Below are 18989 nucleotides of genomic sequence, written 5' to 3'. Positions count from 1 at the left end.
TTATATTTTTCTTGAAAATTTCGGACATTTTATATTGCAATCTACAAATTAAATTATAAAGTAAGGTTTTTGTAGTATAATGAAAATAATAATAAATAGATTTAATGTGAAAAAATATGGCAACAATAAAAAACTTGAAATATTTAATACTTGATTTATCCATGAGTATAATCTTTTTTTTTATTAGAAAGTAGATGAACTTTAATTGTCTACTATTAACATGTTATACATCAGATATAGAAAGGAAGTGAGTATTTAGTGGGTTTGTGTACCTTTTATACAAGATCTCACTAAAGATAAAGTATGGATAGTAAATTTCTAAACGCAGACAAGGTATTAGAATGTCTATTAGAAAATTTGGAGGAAGGAATTCAAGTAATAAATTGTGAGGGTAAAACTATATATTATAATAGTGCCATGGGAAAAGTAGAAGGTGTAGATAGTAAAGAAGTAATAGGGAAAAAGGTTAATGAGTATCTAGTGGATGTAAAAGATGATGAATCTACACTTATGAGCGTATTAAAGACCGGTAAAAAAATTGTGGATTTAATACAACATTATGGTAATGGATATAAGAAAAAAGTCACTACTATAAATACTACTGTGCCAGTAACATTAAATAATAAAGTTGTAGCAGTGATTGAAATAGCTAAAGACATGACTCAGCTAAAAGAACTAACTGAAAACGTTTGTAAACTGCAAAATTTAAATAAAAAAATTCATAGACATTTTACTTTTAGTGATATATATGGTGACAATCCTGCTATGAAAAGTGTTATAGAAAAAGCTAAAAAAGCTAGCATGTCAAGTTCATCTGTACTATTATATGGAGAAACTGGATCAGGAAAAGAAGTTTTTTCTCAAAGTATTCATTATGATGGATTAAGAAAAGATAAGCCCTTTATACCTATAAATTGTGCAGCTATTCCTGCCCTATTACTAGAGGGAATGCTTTTTGGTACAGAAAAGGGAGGGTTTACAGGGGCAGAGAATAAAAAGGGATTATTTGAAGAGGCAAATCATGGAACTATTTTATTAGATGAGGTTAATTCTTTAGAACCGTATCTTCAATCTAAACTTTTAAGAGTACTTCAAGATGGTTATATAAGGCCTGTGGGAAGTACCAAAAGCATATATATTGACGTTAGAATAATAGCTACGTTAAATGAGGAACCAGAGAAACTTATTGAGAGTGGTAAATTGAGGAAAGATTTTTATTATAGGGTAGGTGTAATGAGAATAAATATACCCCCATTAAGAGAAAGAAAAGAGGATATTACTATATTTCTAGACAAAATAATCGAAAAATATAATAAAATTCTATGTAAGAATATAAGGGGTATCGATGAAGATATGATGAGAAAACTCCAAGAATATAATTGGCCGGGAAATATTCGTGAATTAACAAATGTTATTGAAGCTGCGATGAATATGGCGGACAATAATTCGACTTTAACAGAAAACTATTTTGATTCTATAATAACATATGAAAAATGTGGAAATGTTCATGACATTACATCAAATACATATGAGAGCTTTGATTTAGAAAGTTATATGAGTAATATTGAAAAAAACTTAATAAAAAAAATGTTGAAAAAAAATAATTATAATGTTAGTAAGACTGCTAGAGACCTTAATATTTCAAGACAAAATCTTCAATATAAAATAAAGATACATAAAATAACAGAAAAATATTAAAATAGCAAAATTTTTTGCTATGCATGCAAAATAATTTGCACATATAGCTAATCCCAAGAAACACTGAGGTTACCTAAAATTACTAGTCTTAATTCTCAATTATAAAAAAAAGATGCAGAATATTTTGCGAATTCAAAACACATGTATTTGAGCGATGGCTTAAAAGCATGTGTTTTTTACTTGGCATGGTAATTGCTGTATATTAAAGTGAGTATATCAATAAAGTGCTTTAATAAATATTAAATTTGGGAGGTATAAATTATGATAAAAAAAGGCATCTGGGTTGAAGTAGAAGAAATCGTTTTAATGCCAGAAGACAGAGCTTTAAATATACCAGATGAGACAAAGAAAACTCCTCTTAAATGTTGGATAAGAGGGAAGTGCCTTAGTGATTGTGAATTAGGAGATGAAGTGCAAGTTGAAACTAATGTAGGCAGAATTGCTAAAGGTAAAGTTGTTGAAATAGAGCCAGGATATTACCACACCTATGGTAAGTATGTTGAAGAAATAAGTAATATAGGAAGACAAGCTAGGGAAATAATAGCACAGTAGGTGATAATTTAAGAGGAGGTTATAAAGTATGAATAAATATGATGAGCTTATGGCCCGAAAGAATGAAATAATTCTTAAATCTATAGGAATAGATTATAGTAAATACGAAACTGGTAAGCTTTCATTTAATTATGAAGCTTTGATGAGAGATGTTGAATACTCATTTGCAGAAGTTAAAGAAATTCAAAATGATGTAGGGGTAGGAAATACTCCACTTATTGAACTAAGAAATATAACAAAATTAGCAAGAAAGGTTTCTAAGACTGGACGTGCGGCTAGAATATTTGTAAAGGATGAAAGCTGCAACCCATCCGGAAGTTTTAAAGATAGAAGAGCATGCATATCTGTATTTGATGCAATGAAGAGAGGGTACAAAGGCGTAGGGGCAGCTACGTCAGGTAATTATGGAGCAGCGGTTGCATCTCAAGCAAATATTAGAGGCCTTAAATGTATAATAGCAAATGAATGTTATGATTCAAGAAAAATAGGACAACCAGAAATATTAGAAAAAGGAAGAAAGTGTGAGGGGTTTGGATCAGAAGTTGTTAGGCTTTCCGTAGGTCCTGAATTATTTTATACTTATCTAAAGATACTTGAAGATACAGGTTATTACAATGCTTCATTATATTCCTCGTACGGTGTAGCAGGAATTGAAACTTTAGGATATGAAATAGCTGAGCAGTGTAGAGAAAAATTAGGAAAAGATCCTGATGCAGTTATTATAACTCATGCAGGTGGTGGAAATGTTACTGGTACTGCAAGAGGACTTATTAGGGCAGGTGCAGTGGAAACAAAGATAATAGGGGCATCGGTTGACCTTTCTGGATTGCATATGGCATCTGATATAGACTTTAACAAGAAATCGTTTACCACAGGCCATACAGGATTTGGAATTCCATTTATGACTTATCCAGATAGATCAGATGTACCTAGGAGCGCGGCTAGACCATTAAGGTATTTAGATAGATATGTAACAACTACTCAAGGTGAAGTATTTTGGATGACTGAAATATTAGCTCAGCTTGAAGGCTTAGAAAGAGGTCCAGCAGGAAATGTATCCCTAGTAGCAGCTTTTGCAATTGCTCAGGAATACGATGATGATGCCGTAATCGTTGTCCAAGAAACTGAATATACGGGAGCTGGAAAACATTTATTGCCTCAGCTTAATTTTGCTAAAGAAAATGGGATTAAAGTTTATGTGGGTAATCCTAGCCAGCAAGTACCTGGCGAGAATATAGTAATTCCGTCTCATCCATCAATAGTAACAGTCACAGATATAGACATGGAAGGGTTGAAGAATTCCTACATGAAAAATGTTATTAAGAAATTGATTGAGAATAGAGTGCAGCAGGTTGATATTGAGTTTTTGTCTTTAGAAACAAAAATGTCTAAAGAAGAAATAGTAGAAATATTAAAACAGCATAATGTAGAAATGTCATAATCTTGCAAAACATAATCTTGAAATATGTTAGGGGGAGTTTAATTTATGAAAAGAGAAGATGATTTTGAAAAAAGAAGAGAACATTTGAAAGGTTTGACTAATGATCAGTTATATGAAAGATTTTGGAGCCTTACTAATCAAGTTGTAAAACCAATGGTGGATTTAGCGTATACGCATACATCACCAGCTATTGAACGTTCTGTAGTACTTAGAATGGGATTTTCTAGTATGCAAGCTCAGCCTATAATTTCTTATGCAGCAAAATGGAATTTGATTGGAAAAGGTATAGGAAATGTAATTTTAACTTATGCAAAGCTTAAAAATATGGACTATCTTAAAGCAGGAGCAGAACTCTCTAAAGGAATAGGGTGGGATATTGTATCTGAAAAAATGAAGGGAAGTGAGAACTAATGCAAGAAAAATTACAAGAAAATGAAAAGCTTAATGTAGAAGAAATATTAAAAGACTTAGATAAGTATCAACCAAAATGGAGAGGATGGCACTGGAGAGAAGAAAATGAAACTGGAAAGGTTGGAGAATTCACATATCATGAAATATCAGCACCTTTAAAGAAGAGTCAACCTCTTCCAGCAGCAAGAAGCTTTGAAAATATAGATCCGCAACCAAGAGCAGTTATTACGACAGAAATTGCTTCAGGAAGATTTGAAGATGATATAAGAAGAATGAGAATGGCAGCATGGCATGGTGCGGATCATTTAATGGTTATAAGGACAATGGGTCAAAGTCACTTTGATGGATTATTAGAAGGAAGCCCAGAAGGGTTTGGGGGGGTACCAATAACTAGAAAAGAAATTAGAGCAACAAGAAAGGCTATAGATTTAATAGAAGAAGAAGTAGGAAGAAAAATTAATTTCCATTCCTATGTATCGGGCGTTGCCGGTCCTGATGTAGCGGTTATGTTCGCAGAAGAAGGCGTTAATGGAGCTCATCAAGATCCACAATACAATGTACTTTATAGAAATATTAATATGGTTAGATCTTTCGTTGATGCTGCAGTTGCAAAGGGTATAATGGCTCATGCAGGAATGCTTCAAATAGATGGTGCACATAATGCAAACGCAACAGCTATGAAGGGATATAAGGTAATGCCAGAACTTATGGTACAACATGCTATAAATTCTTGTTTTTCAGAACTCGTTGGAATGAAACCAGAAAACATTTCTTTATCAACTGTACCCCCAACATCTGCACCAGCTCCTTGTATGAGATATGATCTGCCTTATGCAGTAGCACTTCGTGAGTTTTTCAAAAGATACAAAATGAGAGCTCAAATGAATACTAAGTATATAGAGTCTTGTGAAAGAGAAGCTACAGTTGGACATACTTTGAATCTTTTAATATCAGAACTAACATCAGCAGACATTCAAAGTACAATAACTCCAGATGAAGGACGTAATGTTCCTTGGCATTATAATAATATTCATGCTATAAACACAGCTAAACAGGCATTTATAGGTATGGATGGATTAATGGACATGATAGAGCTTAAGAAAACAGGATATTTACCAGAAAAGGCAAGAGAAATTCAAGAAAGAGCTATTTTGTTCTTTGAGGAAATACTTGAAGTTGGTGGATACTTTAAAGCTGTTGATTCAGGATTCTTTATTGATTCTGGTCAATATCCAGAAAGAAATGATGATGGTATTGCAAGAAAGATTGCGGGCGGAGATGCTGTCGGAACAATTGTAAAAAGAGAATCAGATTATTTTGCACCAGTTTGTGGCCATTTTGGATACAATAATGTTCCAAAAGAATATAAAAGACCTTGCGATGCAATAGATGAATGTACATTATGTAACCATTCCAAAATTCAATATATCGATGAATTGGATGATAATGACAATGTATTTAAGAGAATGGAAGAAGTTAAAGAAGATGGTACTGTAATTCCAGAAGTCCAATGGGCTAAAGACGGGTATGTAAAAATCACTTTATGTATCCCGGAAAATGAACAAATTAGTGAAGCAGCAGCACTTGAAATGGGCACGCGAATGAATTTGAAAAATGTAGAAATTATTCATAAACAAGTGTTACAAAAAGCTGAGGGAACTCTTGTGGAAATAAAAGGCGTATGTGATTTTACACCTGTAAAACGTGATGAGTTAGTTCTTCCAAAGAGAAGAAAGTCACTAACAGATCAACAAATGAAAGATTATGTAAAAGGACATCCACTTAAGGTTGTTGCAGCCACAGTAGGTGAAGATGAACACTCTGTTGGAGTTCGCGAAGTTATTGATATTAAACATGGCGGAGTTGAAAGATTTGGTATAGAAGCAATTTTCCTTGGGACTTCATGTCCAATAGAAAAACTAGTAGATGCAGCTATAGAGTCAAAAGCTCAAGCTATATTGTGTAGTACAATAATTAGCCATAACGATGTTCATACAAAGAACATGAAAAAACTTAGTGATCTTTGCATCGAAAAAGGAGTAAGAGATAAGATTATACTTGTTTCCGGTGGTACACAAGTAACTGATGAAATAGCTAAAGCAAACGGTATGGATGTTGGATTTGGACGTGGATCAAATGGTACAGCTGTTGCATCCTTCATAATCAAAAGGTTAATGGGTTTGCCTGATAATGAAGAAGAAGAATAAAAGGAGCGATTGCTTGTGAAGGTAAATTATCTTGTTGCTGAAATAGGTAGCACCACTACCCTGGTTACTGCTTTTAATGTATACTATGATGATAAGGGACAGGTTATTGTAGATATACCTTTTCAAGGTAATAGCTGTACAACAGTAATAGATGGTGATGTAACTATAGGATTAAAAAATGCTGTTAAAGATATTGAAAATCAAATTGGAGAATCAATTACATGGAAAAAGATGTTAGCGACGTCTAGTGCTGCAGGGGGACTTAGAATAACTGTTCACGGACTTATGCAGCAAATGACTGTTAAGGCTGCTAGAGAAGCAGCTCTTGGTGCTGGTGGTATCATAAAAATGGTTACTGCTGGGAAGATGCGAAAAAGTGATCTAAAGAGAATACATGATATAAATCCTAATATGATAATGATTGCTGGAGGCACTGACTATGGTGAAAGGGAAACCTCTCTTTATAATGCAGAAATTATAAGCCAAGAAAAATATAACAAACCCATTGTATATTGTGGAAATATTGAAAATAGGGAAGAAATAAAAGAGATATTTGAAGGGCAAGAACTTTATTTAATTGACAACGTTTATCCAAGTATAGATGAGTTAAATGTGGAGCCTGCAAGGAAAATAATACAAGAAGCCTTTGAGAAGAATATTGTAAAAGCACCTGGAATGAATAAAATAAAAGAAATGGTGAATGGAAGCATAATGCCAACTCCAGGAGCAGTTATGGAGAGCTCAAAACTTTTATATGATATGATAGGGGACTTAGTAGTTTTTGATGTAGGAGGTGCTACAACGGATGTGCACTCTGTTACAGAAGGAAGTAGAATAGTTTTAGATATGCTAATAAATCCTGAACCAAAGGCTAAAAGAACTGTAGAAGGAGACCTTGGAGTTTTTATTAACAGCAAAAATGTAATAGATTTACTTGACGTTAGGGATTTAGGTGAATATACTAAGGAATATATAAAGTTGCACATAAAACCTATACCGGAAGATATGGATGATATAAATGCAAGCAGCCTGCTAGCGAAGAAAGCTATATCCGTTGCAATAGATAGGCATGTAGGATTTATAAAAAGAAAATATGATGGTGAAAGTGGTTTTGTGGCTTATGGTAAGGATTTATCTGAGGTTAAATATATAATAGGTACCGGAGGGGCGCTTACAAGGCTTCCGAGTGGAGAAGCTTTGCTACTAGAAATAAGACACTTAAAAGACGAAGTTACAATGCTACCTAAAAAAGGTGCTAAAGTGCTTCTAGATAAAAACTATATTATGGCTTGTGCAGGGGTTTTAAGTAGAGAAAATAAAGAAGTGGCAATAGCGTTATTAACTCAAAGTTTAGGTATAACAAAGGATATGGGAATTAACGACATTTGAAAAGGGGAGTATCTATATGAAAAAAAATTATCCTTGTGTGGAAGTGAACTTGAAAAAATTAACACACAATGTAAAAACAATCCTAGCAATGTGTAATAAAAAGCATATAGATGTTACATCCGTAACTAAAGTATTTTGTGCACAAAAGCCTATTGTAGAAGCTATACTACGAGCTGGGGTGACTGAGGTTGCTGATTCTAGAATCTTAAATCTAAAAAAACTAAAGGATTTAAATTGTAAAAAGATGATGCTTAGAATTCCAATGATAAGCGAAGTCTATGAAGTTGTGAAGTATAGCGATTGCAGCTTAAATTCAGAGATCGACACAATTAGGAAGCTAGGAGCAGCTGCAAAAGATTTAAATAAGATGCACAACGTTATACTAATGGTAGATTTAGGGGATTTAAGAGAAGGAGTATTGATTGACGACGTAGCTTCCATTGTGAGTAAAATAGTAAAATTAGATAATATTAATTTAATTGGACTTGGAACCAATGTTACTTGTTATGGTGGGGTAATTCCTGACACAGAAAACTTAGGTAAGCTTATAAAGTTAAAATTAGATATAGAAAAAAACTTTAGTTTAAGGTTACCTATAATTTCAGGGGGGAATTCTAGTAGTTTATATATGGTTATTAATGATACTATGCCAGAAGAAATAAATCAGCTTAGAATTGGAGAAGCAATAGTTCTTGGTAGGGAGACTTCTTTTGGACTCGCAGTACCTAATTGCTATGAAGATGCCTTTATACTCAGTGGGGAGGTAGTTGAAATAAAGAGTAAACCAACAGTACCAACAGGCACTATAGGAATGGATGCTTTTGGTAATAAACCTCACTTTGAAGATAAAGGAATAAGAAAAAGGGCTATTATAGCAATTGGAAGACAAGATATAAGAGTTGAAGGGTTAATTCCTTTGGACACAGATATAAGCATTTTTGGTGCAAGTAGCGACCATTTAATTTTAGATGTAACTGATAGTAAAAAAGAACTAACAGTTGGCGATATAGTAGATTTTAAAATAGATTATGGATGTTTGCTTGCAGCAATGACCTCTCCATATGTGGAGAAGTATTACAATAATTAATTAAGACGCAGTTTAACATATAGAGTAAAATATAAAATTATGAGGGGGAAAATATTATGAGAAATAAAATAAAAGTTGTAGTTTGGGGATTAGGTTCAATGGGAAGCGGTATTGCTAGAATGGTATTAAGCAAAAAAGGATTTACTATCGTAGGGGCTATTGACATGGATCCGAGTAAGGTTGGCAAAAAACTTTATGAAGTGTTAGGTGTTCCAGCAAATGAAGATAATTCATGTATAGTTACAAAAAATGCTGGAGATGTTATAAAGAAGGGTTTTGCAGAGGTTTGCCTTATGGCTACAGCTTCATTTACAAAAGTTGTATTTCCATTAATAAAAATGGCAGCAGTTGCTGGCATGGATATTGTAACAACAGCTGAGGAAATGTCCTATCCAAGAGCTTTAGACCCAGAATTATCAGATGAAATGGATAGAATTGCTAAAGAAAATAAGGTTTCAATATTAGGAACTGGAGTAAATCCTGGATTTATAATGGATTTAGTTGCAATAATGCTTACAGGAGTTTCTGACACAGTTGATAGCATAAAGGCTACTAGAGTTAATGACTTAGCTTGCTTTGGCAGGGCAGTTATGGTTGAGCAAGGTATTGGCTTAAAACCAGAAGCATTTATACAGGGTGTTAAAGACAATACAGTAGATGGGCACGTAGGATTTTTACAATCATTTGGTATGTTTGAAGAAGCATTTAATATTAAGTTCAATAATATTAGACAAGAAAAATCACCAATTGTTACAACTGTGCCACGTAAAACAGATATTATCTCAGTAAATGCTGGAGAGGTTGCTGGATGTAGCCAATTGGGATATGCAAATTTAGGAGATAAAGTATTTGCTACAATGGAACATCCTCAGCAGATAAGACCAGAACTTGAGAATGTTGATACTGGAGATTATATTACAATTAACGGAGTTCCAAACTTGAACCTTCAAATAAAACCAGAAATACCAGGAGGAATCGCTACAATAGCTATATGTGTTAATATGATTCCACTAGTAATGAATGCAGAACCAGGACTCAAAACAATGCTCGATTTACCAGTTCCAAGAGCAATACTATCAGACGTTAGAAATTTACTAAAGTAAAAAGATATTAGAGGAGGTTTTTTATATTGGAAGAAAATAATAAAAAATTAGGACTAGGGTTACTTGTTGCTTTAGGCATAGGTACTATGATTGCATCAGGTATTTTTAATAGCCCTACAGATTTAATAACAACAACAAATCCAATGGTAGTCCTAATTTCATGGGGTATTGGAGTTTTTGGGGTAGTAATGCTAGGATTAGTATTTTACTTGCTTTCAAATAAAAAACCTGAATTACACGGGGGAATTTATTCCTATGCTAAAGATGGATATGGTGATTTTATAGGTTTTAATTCAGCTTGGGGTTACTTTACAAGTTCATTCCTTGGCAATGTTGCATTTATTGTTTTAATTTTCAAGACTATAAATAGCTTAATTGGAGAAGGATACACAATGCCTCGTGTTTTAGCATTTTTACTTGCATCTATTGTTTTGTGGTCATACTATTTTGTAATAAAAAGAGGAATTAGACAAGCTGGTATACTCAATTTGGTAGTTACAATTGGCAAAGTTATACCACTAATTCTAGTAATTGTATTTGGCCTTTCAGCTTTTAAACTAGGTACATTTAATGTTGAAAATTGGAAGACAGTTTTAGCAGTCAGTGGAGACACCGTTAGTATAGGGAAACAGATAAGTGGCGCAATGGGAACAATTTTATGGTGCTTCGTAGGTGTTGAAGGCTTAGTAGTTTTGTCTCAAAGGGCAGAATCTCATATAGTGGTTGGAAAAGCAACAATAATCTCACTTGTTATAACAGCGATACTTTATGTATCAATATCTATATTGTCAATGGGTATTTTGCCAGCTAAGGCTTTAGTTGCAGCACAAACTCCATTAGCAGCTGTTTTAGCACAGACTTCATTGGGAAGTGCAGGGGCTATTATAGTTAAAGTGGGAATTTTAATTTCTGTTATGGGTGCTTTACTTTGCTGGCTTTTGATAACCACAGAAATTTTATATGTTCCAGCAGAACAGGATGGGTTAATGCCTAAATGGTTTAAAAAGAACAATGATAAAAATGTGCCTATAAATGCTCTTTTATTTGGAATGGTAGCAACACAAATAGGGTTGCTAGCTATGCTCTCACCAGGCTTGCAAAAAGCTTATTTTGTTGTGACACATATGTGTACTACTAATATATTAATACCATACTTATTATCTTCTATGTATGCATTTAAGGTATATAATAAAGAAAGTGGACATCTTAAGGAAAAAATTATAGCAGTAATTGCAGGTATATATTCAATTTATGTTATATATGCAGTGGGAATTGGATATTTAGGTTTAGCAGTTGTAATTTATGCATTAGGGTTAGGTTTTTATTTGAAAGCAAAAAAAGAAAAAAAAGAAGCTATTACTCAGAAAGAAAAGTTGTCCATGATAGTTATGGTTATAGTGGCGATTGTTATGATAATAGCAGCAGCTATGGGTAAAATTTCTGTTTAACGACATTTCAGGAGATGATTTAACGCAGAGTCTTTGTAATCATTATTACAAAGGAAATAAAAGGCAGTCCTACGGGATATGCCTTTTATTTTTATTATGGGGGGATTAAGCTTGGATTACTGATTTTTGGAAATGATATATTACTAAAATAAATAACAAATATTTTTTTCTTTTTTAGTCTAAATCATTCCTTACGATATCCTCATAGGTTTCCCTTTTAACAACTAACCTTGAATTACCAGCCTTTAGCATTATCACTGCTGGTCTCGGTAATCTATTGTAATTACTGGACATCGAGTAGTTATAGGCTCCTGTAGTAAGCATTGCAAGTATATCACCTGTTTCCATTTTAGGAAGCTTTATATCGTGGATCAGCATATCACCCGATTCACAGCATCTTCCTGCAATAGTTACAAGGTCTTCATTTTCTTTATCAGCCTTATTCGCAACAATAGCTTCGTTTTCAGCTTGATATAGGGCAGGTCTTGGATTATCTGCCATACCACCATCTACACTAACATATTTTCTTATTCCCTCAATTTCTTTTATAGCTCCTATTGTATAAAGGGTTATACCGTTTTCTCCGACTAACCATCTTCCTGGTTCAATGAGAACTCTAGGAGTTTCTAATGAATATTTCTTGCAATCTCCATATATATTACCCATTATTACTTCTATAAACTCACTCATTTCAAGAGGTTTATCGCCATTAGAATAGTAGATTCCAAAGCCACCGCCCATATTTAGCTCTTCTGTTTTAAGGCCTAAGTTGTTCTTTAAATCAAGCATAAATTTTGTCATTATATGAACAGCTTCTTTATAAACATCCTTGTTAAACATTTGTGAACCTATATGACAATGTATACCGCTATATTTTATGTTTTCACATTTGCTTACCATTTCTATAGCCTCAAAAGCAACATTACCCTGTATAGGGAAGCCAAACTTTGAATCTAACTGTCCAGTAGAAATGTATTCATGTGTGTGACCTGAAATGCCAGGGGATATTCTTAAAATAGCCCTTACTACAACACCTTTCTTTTGGGCTATTTTTTGTAAAAGTTTCACTTCGTGAAAGCTATCGATAACAAAGCAGCCAACATTATTATCTATACCAAGTTCAATCTCTTCTTGCGATTTATTGTTGCCATGAAAATATACTTTTTCCATTGGAAAGCCAGATTTACATGCGGTATATAATTCGCCGCCTGATACAACATCTATGCCAAGACCTTCTTCTTTTATTATTTTGCACATGGCAATGTTGCTGAAAGCTTTGCTGGCATATAAAGCAAGCGTATTGGGGTATTTATCCATAAAATGCTCGCGCACCTGTTTACAACTCTGTCTTATTCCGTCTTCACTCATAACATAAAGAGGCGTCTTGAATTCTCCTGCCAATTTTACAGTATCGCATCCAAAAAACTCTAGATGTCCTTTTTCATTTACATTTATATAATTTCTTTTCATGAAAACACCTCCTGGTTGATTTTGTGAAATTACTTTATTATCGATTTAAAGTGTTATTGTATTTATAAATTAGCAATTATCATGCCAATACAGGAAAGTTATATAAATCAAAGATTTAGTTTGTTAATGCGTCCAAAATATTGGAAAAAAATCTGTTCTAAATTTTTGTGTCTCCGAAAAGTGTTATTTTCAGAATGAGTCTAATATTTTGGACTGATTCCACAGTTTTGGACTTGATTTGTTTATAAGTATGTTGTTCAAAATAAAATCAATGATCCATATCAATCATTGATTTTATTTTGAAGATTATACCTCTTAAGTTTTTCGTAAAAACCTGATTTGCTTATGTTAAGTATCCTCATAGCTTCGGTTTTATCTCCAGCTGTGATTTTTAGTGCATTTTCAATAGCTTTTCGCTCTGCAATTTCGATTGCACCCTTGAGAGAATATCCAAAGCTACAGCTTTCTGAGCCTTTCGCTGAGGTTATGATGCTTATATCCTTCGTAAAAATTGTATGCTCATCAGATACGTTTATTGCTCTTTCAAGAACATTTTCAACCTCTCTGACGTTTCCTGGCCAATCGTACATAAGCATTTTTTTTATAACACCCGCCGATATTCTTTTCTCTTCGCAGCCCGCTCTTTTGCAAATCTTAGGAGTCAAGTACATAATCAACGTATAAATATCTTCTTTTCTTAATCTTAACGGCGGTATAAAAATAGGGAAAACGTTAATCCTATAATATAAATCTCTTCTGAATTCTCCCTGATTGACAGCTATATCTAAATCCTTATTAGTTGCAGCTATAATTTTTACGTCAACTTCTATGTAGTGTGTACCACCGACTCTATTAAATCGTTTGCTTTGCAAGACGTGTAGTAGCTTTGCTTGCATATATAAAGGTATATCCCCTATTTCATCGAGAAAAATAGTCCCCTCATGAGCAACCTCAAATAGACCCTTTTTACCTTCTTTTTTTGAACCGGTGAACGCGCCACCTTCATATCCAAAGAGCTCACTTTCTATTAATTCCTTGGGTATAGAAGCGCAATTTACATATATGAATGGCTTATTAGTTCTTCTACTACCTTTATGTATGCACTCTGCTACGAGACCCTTTCCTGTACCACTATCGCCTAACAGAAGTACTGTAGAATCTATTTCTGATGCCTTTCTGGCAAGCTTTCTTACAGCCTTTATGCTGTCACTTTGTCCAATAATTCTTCTGAATTCGTCATAATCTTTAAGTTTATTTTCAGCATCATTAAGAGATGCTATGGCATAGTCTCTTTCTTTAATTATATTTTCAAGCTCAGTTATGTCTTGAACCTTTAATAAGGCACCTATAATTTTGTTATCATCTTTTAGCTGAACTAAAGAGCATCTTGTAGACCGGCCATTTATGTCCTTAACCTGATTAGTATAAGAAATATATTTACCGTTTGCGGCTTCTACAAAATCTACAATATTTATATTCGTTTCTTTAGGGTGAACATCAAAAATACTGTGTCCAACCACATCAATTGTATAGTTATAATCTCCCTTTGAAGCAAATATGGTTCCATTAAGGAGCTTTTTTATATCATCTCGCCTACTGGTGTAGCCTCTAGCCTGATAAAATTTTACCTTACCTGTATTGCCGCATAAAACTACCATATGTCCTATGGACTTCGTATAATTAAGTGTATATTTAATATCATTTATAGATATAATCGCCACCCTGTTACAAAAATCAATAGCTGCAGTTAGTTTATTTTTAGAATATATGTTTTCAAGATACAAAGTACTTTCTCTAGAAGAAGTGCATTCTATTACACCATTGTATGATTTATCTCCCATAATACCTATTGAAACAAAGGCATCTCCTTGTTTCAATTTTTGAGAGGATACCCCTATATTTTTTAAGTCTTCAAGGGTTAGCCCCCCATCATCCTCACCAAGCATTGTATCAGCGATTATTACAATATCATTTTCTACGATACTGCCAGCAGAATGCCCTATGCCCTGGTTATATATAATTCCAAAGATCTCTTTAGCCATTCTGTTATAACATTTAATTACTCCATTTGGGTCGACTACTATGAGGCCTTCCGAGACCTCATCAAATATAATATTAAAAGGATCCTTCATATTATTACCACCATTCTATACTCTTATTCTAGTATTTTTGCTTGGGTATACTAGATTATTTTGTATCGTTTATTTATTGTCATTCATAGCATTTCTTGCAATATGTTTTAGAAACATTATACCACTCTAATAAAAAGATAAAAATATATTACCTCTTTAAAAACACATTATAGAGTAGATAAATAAAAAAAATCTACATTGAAGGGTAATTTTATGTATAATAAAGAAAAAAAGGAATAGTGAAAATCATTATTAATAATAATTTAAAGGAGGAAGATCATGAATAAACCTAAAATATACATTGCTCAGCGTATACCTAAAGAAGTAGAAAATTATATTGCACGATTTTGTGATTATGAAAAATGGGAGGGAGAAAAAGAAATTTCAAGAAGTGAACTATTAGATAAACTCTCTGATAAAGACGGTGTATTATTATCCGATTTTTGTATTAACCAAGAACTATTAAACAGGGCTCCTAAATTAAGAGCTATTAGCAATGTTACAGTTGGATATAATAACTTTGATTTACAAGTAATGAAAGAGAGGAACATTATAGGTACGAATACTCCAGGTGTTTTAGATGATACTGTTGCAGATTTAATATTTGGACTGATGTTATCTTGTGCAAGGAGAATTGCGAAATTAGACAGATATGTAAAGGAAGGTAAATGGACTAGAGATGATAACGAAACACTCTATGGAACAGATGTACACCACTCAACAGTAGGCATAATTGGTATGGGTAGAATAGGAGAAGCAGTAGCTAAAAGGGCAAAGCTTGGATTTGATATGGAAGTTTGCTACTACAACAGAAACAGAAAAAAAGATGTAGAAGAAAGACTAGGCATTAAATATTGCGATTTTAAATCACTTCTAGCTAAATCTGATTTCATTGTATTAATGACTCCACTTAATGATGAAACGCGCCACCTTATAGATTTTGAGGAATTCAATATAATGAAGAATACTGCTATATTTATCAATGCCTCTAGGGGTCAAACAGTAAATGAACAGGCCTTAATTGAAGCACTTCAAAGTAAAAAGATTTATGGCGCAGGTATGGATGTGTATGAAAAAGAGCCAGTTAATCCTGAAAATATACTGCTTAAAATGTCAAATGTAGTTACGGTTCCACACATAGGATCAGCAACGCAAAAGACCCGTTTTGATATGGCGATGATGGCTGCGCAAAATCTTGTTAAATCACTGCAAGGAGAAATACCACCTAATATTGTACCAGAATTACAAAAATAGAAAATGTATTATAATTTTATCAGCAGCCAGTTTATAGTTTTTTATATATAAATTGGCTGCTATAATTTTTTGTGATAAGTGTAATTATTTTAGTACATTAGCTCATACAATTATATGTATTAGTATACTTTTAAGACATTCTCAATAAATAAAGTTATAAGTATAAATTACTTTTTAGAAAGGATAGATGAAAATGTTAAATGAGGTTATGGACTATTTACTAAGCCACATTGATAAATACTATGAAGCAGTGAGGATTCATATTAATATTAGTGTTACAGCAGTTTTAATAAGTATAATAATAGCGGTACCTTTGGGAATTATATGTGCTAAATTCACAAAAGCAACACAGCCTATAATGAATATATTTAATCTTTTTAGGATTATTCCAAGCCTTGCAATCTTAGTGCTAGTTATGCCAATACTTGGGACTGGATACTTGCCAGCACTATTGGCACTTGTGATTTTAGCTATACCACCAATACTTATAAATACATATTTAGGGATAAAAAATATTGATGCATCTGTTCTAGAAAGTGCTGAAGGTATGGGAATGGATTACAAGAAAATGCTTTATAAAATTGAAATTCCATTAGCACTTCCATTAATAATTACGGGAGTTAGAACATCTGCGGTTGAAGTAATTGCTAGTGCGACTTTAGCATCTTATATAGGAGCTGGAGGACTAGGAGATTTCATTTTCACGGGTCTTGGTATGAATGATTTTAGAATATTAATAATAGGGGGAGCAACAGTTGCACTGCTTTCGGTAATCGCAGAAATGTTGTTATTTATGTTAGAACAAAGTATAACAAAGTATCAAAGAGACTAAAGAATACTATGTAGGAGAGTGAGTAGTTATGAATAAGAGATTAAAAAGCTTAGTCGTAGTTTCTGTATTAACAGCCTTGGTTACAGTTTCAGTTTTAACTGGCTGTTCTAAAAAGAGTGTTTCATCTGGGGATATAAATACATCCCAAACTAAAAGTAAACCTACAATAAAAGTTGGATCTAAAGATTTTACAGAATCTTTAATTTTATCTGAATTATATGCAGTTGCTTTAGAAAAAGAAGGTTATAAAGTTTACAGAAAATTTAATCTTGGTAGTGCTGTGGTTCATACTTCACTTGTAAATGGAGATATTGATGTTTACCCTGAGTATACTGGTACAGGATTATTATCTGTTTTAAAGCAGCAGCCAAAGTTTGATTCAAAGGAAGTTTATAATGAGGTTTCAACGAAATACAAGGAGAAATTTAAATTGATTTGGCTTGATCCATCTTCTGCAAATGATGGGCAGGGATTAGTGATTTCCAAAAGGGCCTCTGATAAATATAATATACACACTATAACCGATCTTCAAAAAAGAGCAGGAAGTATAAGGTTTGCATCGCAAGGTCAATTTGATGAAAGATTAGATGGACTGCAAGCTTTGACAATGGCTTATGGGGATTTTAAATTTAAAGATGAAAAGATCTATGATAATGGAATTAAATATGATGTGCTTCATAATGATAAAGCAGATGTTGCTGTAGCATATACAACAGAAGGACAATTAAGTAAAACTGAGTTTGCGATTCTCGAAGATGATAAGAATGCATGGCCACCGTACAACATAGCCCCAGTTATAAGGCAAGACCTTCTTGAAAAGAATCCTCAAATAAAAGATATTTTAAATAAGGTTACAAGCAAAATTGACAACGTGTCAATAATAAAATTAAATTCAGAAGTAGACATAGATAAAAAAGAATACTCAGAGGTAGCTAAGAATTTTTTTGAAAAGGAATTAGCAAAATAGAAAATGGATATACACGGAAGGAGGTAAATCTTTTGAAAAGGGTAGCGATTGAATTTGTAAAAGTAAGCAAAAAATTTAAGGGTTCAGAGCAATATGCTGTAACAGATGTAAGTGCCAGTATTGAAGAAGGTAGTTTTATAACAATACTGGGAACTTCGGGTTCAGGTAAAACTACATTTTTGAAAATGATAAATAGAATATATGAATCAACCTCAGGGGAAATATTATTTTTCAAAGAAAACATTAAAAATATTCCCGCTGAAAAACATAGGCAGAAAATTGGATATGTCATTCAACAAATTGGGCTATTTCCTCATATGACTGTGGAGGAAAATATTGCTACAGTTCCGAATATTTTAAGGTGGAAAAAGAAAGACATAGCGCAAAGAGTTGATATATTGTTGGATTTAGTGAGTATTCCTTCTAAGGATTTCAAAAAAAGATATCCAAGGCAATTATCAGGAGGCCAGCAGCAAAGGGTTGGAATAGCAAGAGCTATGGCTGCTGATCCTGAAATAATGCTTATGGATGAGCCTTTTGGAGCGATAGATGCTATAACTAGACTAAATCTTCAAGAGGAACTCCTAAGAATTCAAAAAAAGCTTAATAAGACAATTCTCTTTGTAACTCATGATGTTAATGAAGCTTTCAAATTGGGGGATAAAGTAATAATCATGGATAAAGGAAAAATTCAACAGTTCGATACACCGTACAATATATTATTTCATCCAGAAAATGAATTTGTTACCCGTTTGGTCTCTTCAGAGAATGTTATTCAAAAACTTAAGTTTGTACGTGCGAGTTCTGTAATGATTCCTTTGGATTCAAAAACAATGGAAGATGACACAAGAGTTAATGAAAATGAGGATTTGCAACATTTGTTAGCATATTTTCTTAAAAAAAATATCGATTATTTGATTGTTGAGAAGGATAATCATGAAGCTGTTGGCAAAATAACACTTGAGCAATTAAAAATAAGTCAGTGAACAGGGGGGATA

At 33.2% G+C, this 18989-nt stretch carries 15 protein-coding genes; 13 read left to right on the top strand and 2 right to left on the bottom strand.

Going from position 1 to position 18989, the window contains the following annotated elements; all coding sequences use genetic code 11:
• Positions 1-303 precede the first annotated feature (303 nt).
• From ACWJKS_RS13485 to ACWJKS_RS13445, 9 genes are all read left to right on the top strand, one after another.
• A complete protein-coding gene (locus ACWJKS_RS13485) occupies positions 304-1698 on the top strand; it encodes a sigma-54 interaction domain-containing protein (protein ID WP_462959777.1) in 1395 nt (464 codons plus the stop codon).
• Between the two features lie 261 nt (positions 1699-1959).
• Positions 1960-2250, top strand: coding sequence for a 2-amino-4-oxopentanoate thiolase subunit OrtA (gene ortA, locus ACWJKS_RS13480; RefSeq protein WP_165413163.1), 291 nt, complete (start codon positions 1960-1962; stop codon positions 2248-2250).
• A gap of 28 nt (positions 2251-2278) precedes the next feature.
• Entirely contained in the window at positions 2279-3691 is a 1413-nt protein-coding gene (ortB, locus tag ACWJKS_RS13475) for a 2-amino-4-oxopentanoate thiolase subunit OrtB (RefSeq protein WP_462959776.1), read from the top strand.
• A 45-nt stretch (positions 3692-3736) separates the two neighbouring features.
• On the top strand, positions 3737-4102 hold the full coding sequence (locus ACWJKS_RS13470; protein ID WP_165413165.1) for an ornithine aminomutase subunit alpha: 366 nt from the start codon (positions 3737-3739) through the stop codon (positions 4100-4102).
• Complete coding sequence (gene oraE / locus ACWJKS_RS13465) at positions 4102-6309, top strand: D-ornithine 4,5-aminomutase subunit OraE (RefSeq protein WP_462959775.1); 2208 nt, start codon at positions 4102-4104, stop codon at positions 6307-6309. Before ACWJKS_RS13470 ends, oraE begins: the two co-directional genes overlap by 1 nt.
• A gap of 15 nt (positions 6310-6324) precedes the next feature.
• The gene (locus ACWJKS_RS13460) at positions 6325-7698 is read left to right on the top strand and encodes a GlmL-related ornithine degradation protein (protein ID WP_462953674.1); all 1374 of its coding nucleotides are present in this window, start codon (positions 6325-6327) and stop codon (positions 7696-7698) included.
• 16 nt (positions 7699-7714) lie between these two features.
• Complete coding sequence (gene orr, locus ACWJKS_RS13455) at positions 7715-8785, top strand: ornithine racemase Orr (RefSeq protein ID WP_220286681.1); 1071 nt, start codon at positions 7715-7717, stop codon at positions 8783-8785.
• 56 nt (positions 8786-8841) lie between these two features.
• A complete protein-coding gene (gene ord, locus ACWJKS_RS13450; protein ID WP_165413169.1) occupies positions 8842-9888 on the top strand; it encodes a 2,4-diaminopentanoate dehydrogenase in 1047 nt (348 codons plus the stop codon).
• Between the two features lie 26 nt (positions 9889-9914).
• Entirely contained in the window at positions 9915-11336 is a 1422-nt protein-coding gene (locus ACWJKS_RS13445; RefSeq protein WP_462959774.1) for an amino acid permease, read from the top strand.
• Positions 11337-11510: 174 nt separating this feature from the next.
• Here the strand turns inward: ACWJKS_RS13445 and lysA are convergent, their stop codons facing one another.
• Positions 11511-12806, bottom strand: coding sequence for a diaminopimelate decarboxylase (lysA, locus tag ACWJKS_RS13440; RefSeq protein WP_220286683.1), 1296 nt, complete (start codon positions 12804-12806; stop codon positions 11511-11513).
• Between the two features lie 281 nt (positions 12807-13087).
• Positions 13088-14938, bottom strand: a complete 1851-nt coding sequence (locus ACWJKS_RS13435) for a sigma-54 interaction domain-containing protein (RefSeq protein WP_462952846.1) — start codon at positions 14936-14938, stop codon at positions 13088-13090.
• Positions 14939-15217: 279 nt separating this feature from the next.
• On the opposite strand from ACWJKS_RS13435, the gene ACWJKS_RS13430 reads away from it, so the two are divergent.
• The 4 genes from ACWJKS_RS13430 to ACWJKS_RS13415 all read left to right on the top strand — a co-directional run bounded on the left by ACWJKS_RS13430 (position 15218) and on the right by ACWJKS_RS13415 (position 18977).
• Positions 15218-16192 carry a 2-hydroxyacid dehydrogenase gene (locus ACWJKS_RS13430; protein ID WP_462959773.1) on the top strand — a complete coding sequence of 325 codons (975 nt, stop codon included), beginning with the start codon at positions 15218-15220 and terminating at the stop codon, positions 16190-16192.
• Between the two features lie 193 nt (positions 16193-16385).
• Complete coding sequence (locus ACWJKS_RS13425) at positions 16386-17024, top strand: ABC transporter permease (protein ID WP_216301809.1); 639 nt, start codon at positions 16386-16388, stop codon at positions 17022-17024.
• 28 nt (positions 17025-17052) lie between these two features.
• Positions 17053-17991, top strand: a complete 939-nt coding sequence (locus ACWJKS_RS13420) for a glycine betaine ABC transporter substrate-binding protein (protein ID WP_462953677.1) — start codon at positions 17053-17055, stop codon at positions 17989-17991.
• 32 nt (positions 17992-18023) lie between these two features.
• Positions 18024-18977, top strand: a complete 954-nt coding sequence (locus ACWJKS_RS13415) for an ABC transporter ATP-binding protein (protein ID WP_462959772.1) — start codon at positions 18024-18026, stop codon at positions 18975-18977.
• The last annotated feature ends 12 nt before the right edge of the window (positions 18978-18989 follow it).

The sequence above is a fragment of the Clostridium sp. CM038 genome, from assembly GCF_055081105.1.
Note: the sequence above shows the minus strand (reverse complement) of the source record. Positions and strands in the feature narration are given on the sequence as shown.

Excerpts from the sequence above, each read along its gene's own strand:
- orr (WP_220286681.1), top strand. The coding sequence starts at position 7,715 with ATGAAAAAAAATTATCCTTGTGTGGAAGTGAACTTGAAAAAATTAACA.
- ortB (WP_462959776.1), top strand. The coding sequence starts at position 2,279 with ATGAATAAATATGATGAGCTTATGGCCCGAAAGAATGAAATAATTCTT.
- ACWJKS_RS13430 (WP_462959773.1), top strand. The coding sequence starts at position 15,218 with ATGAATAAACCTAAAATATACATTGCTCAGCGTATACCTAAAGAAGTA.
- ACWJKS_RS13420 (WP_462953677.1), top strand. The coding sequence starts at position 17,053 with ATGAATAAGAGATTAAAAAGCTTAGTCGTAGTTTCTGTATTAACAGCC.
- ACWJKS_RS13425 (WP_216301809.1), top strand. The coding sequence starts at position 16,386 with ATGTTAAATGAGGTTATGGACTATTTACTAAGCCACATTGATAAATAC.
- ACWJKS_RS13435 (WP_462952846.1), bottom strand. The coding sequence starts at position 14,938 with ATGAAGGATCCTTTTAATATTATATTTGATGAGGTCTCGGAAGGCCTC.
- oraE (WP_462959775.1), top strand. The coding sequence starts at position 4,102 with ATGCAAGAAAAATTACAAGAAAATGAAAAGCTTAATGTAGAAGAAATA.
- lysA (WP_220286683.1), bottom strand. The coding sequence starts at position 12,806 with ATGAAAAGAAATTATATAAATGTAAATGAAAAAGGACATCTAGAGTTT.
- ortA (WP_165413163.1), top strand. The coding sequence starts at position 1,960 with ATGATAAAAAAAGGCATCTGGGTTGAAGTAGAAGAAATCGTTTTAATG.
- ord (WP_165413169.1), top strand. The coding sequence starts at position 8,842 with ATGAGAAATAAAATAAAAGTTGTAGTTTGGGGATTAGGTTCAATGGGA.
- ACWJKS_RS13470 (WP_165413165.1), top strand. The coding sequence starts at position 3,737 with ATGAAAAGAGAAGATGATTTTGAAAAAAGAAGAGAACATTTGAAAGGT.
- ACWJKS_RS13485 (WP_462959777.1), top strand. The coding sequence starts at position 304 with ATGGATAGTAAATTTCTAAACGCAGACAAGGTATTAGAATGTCTATTA.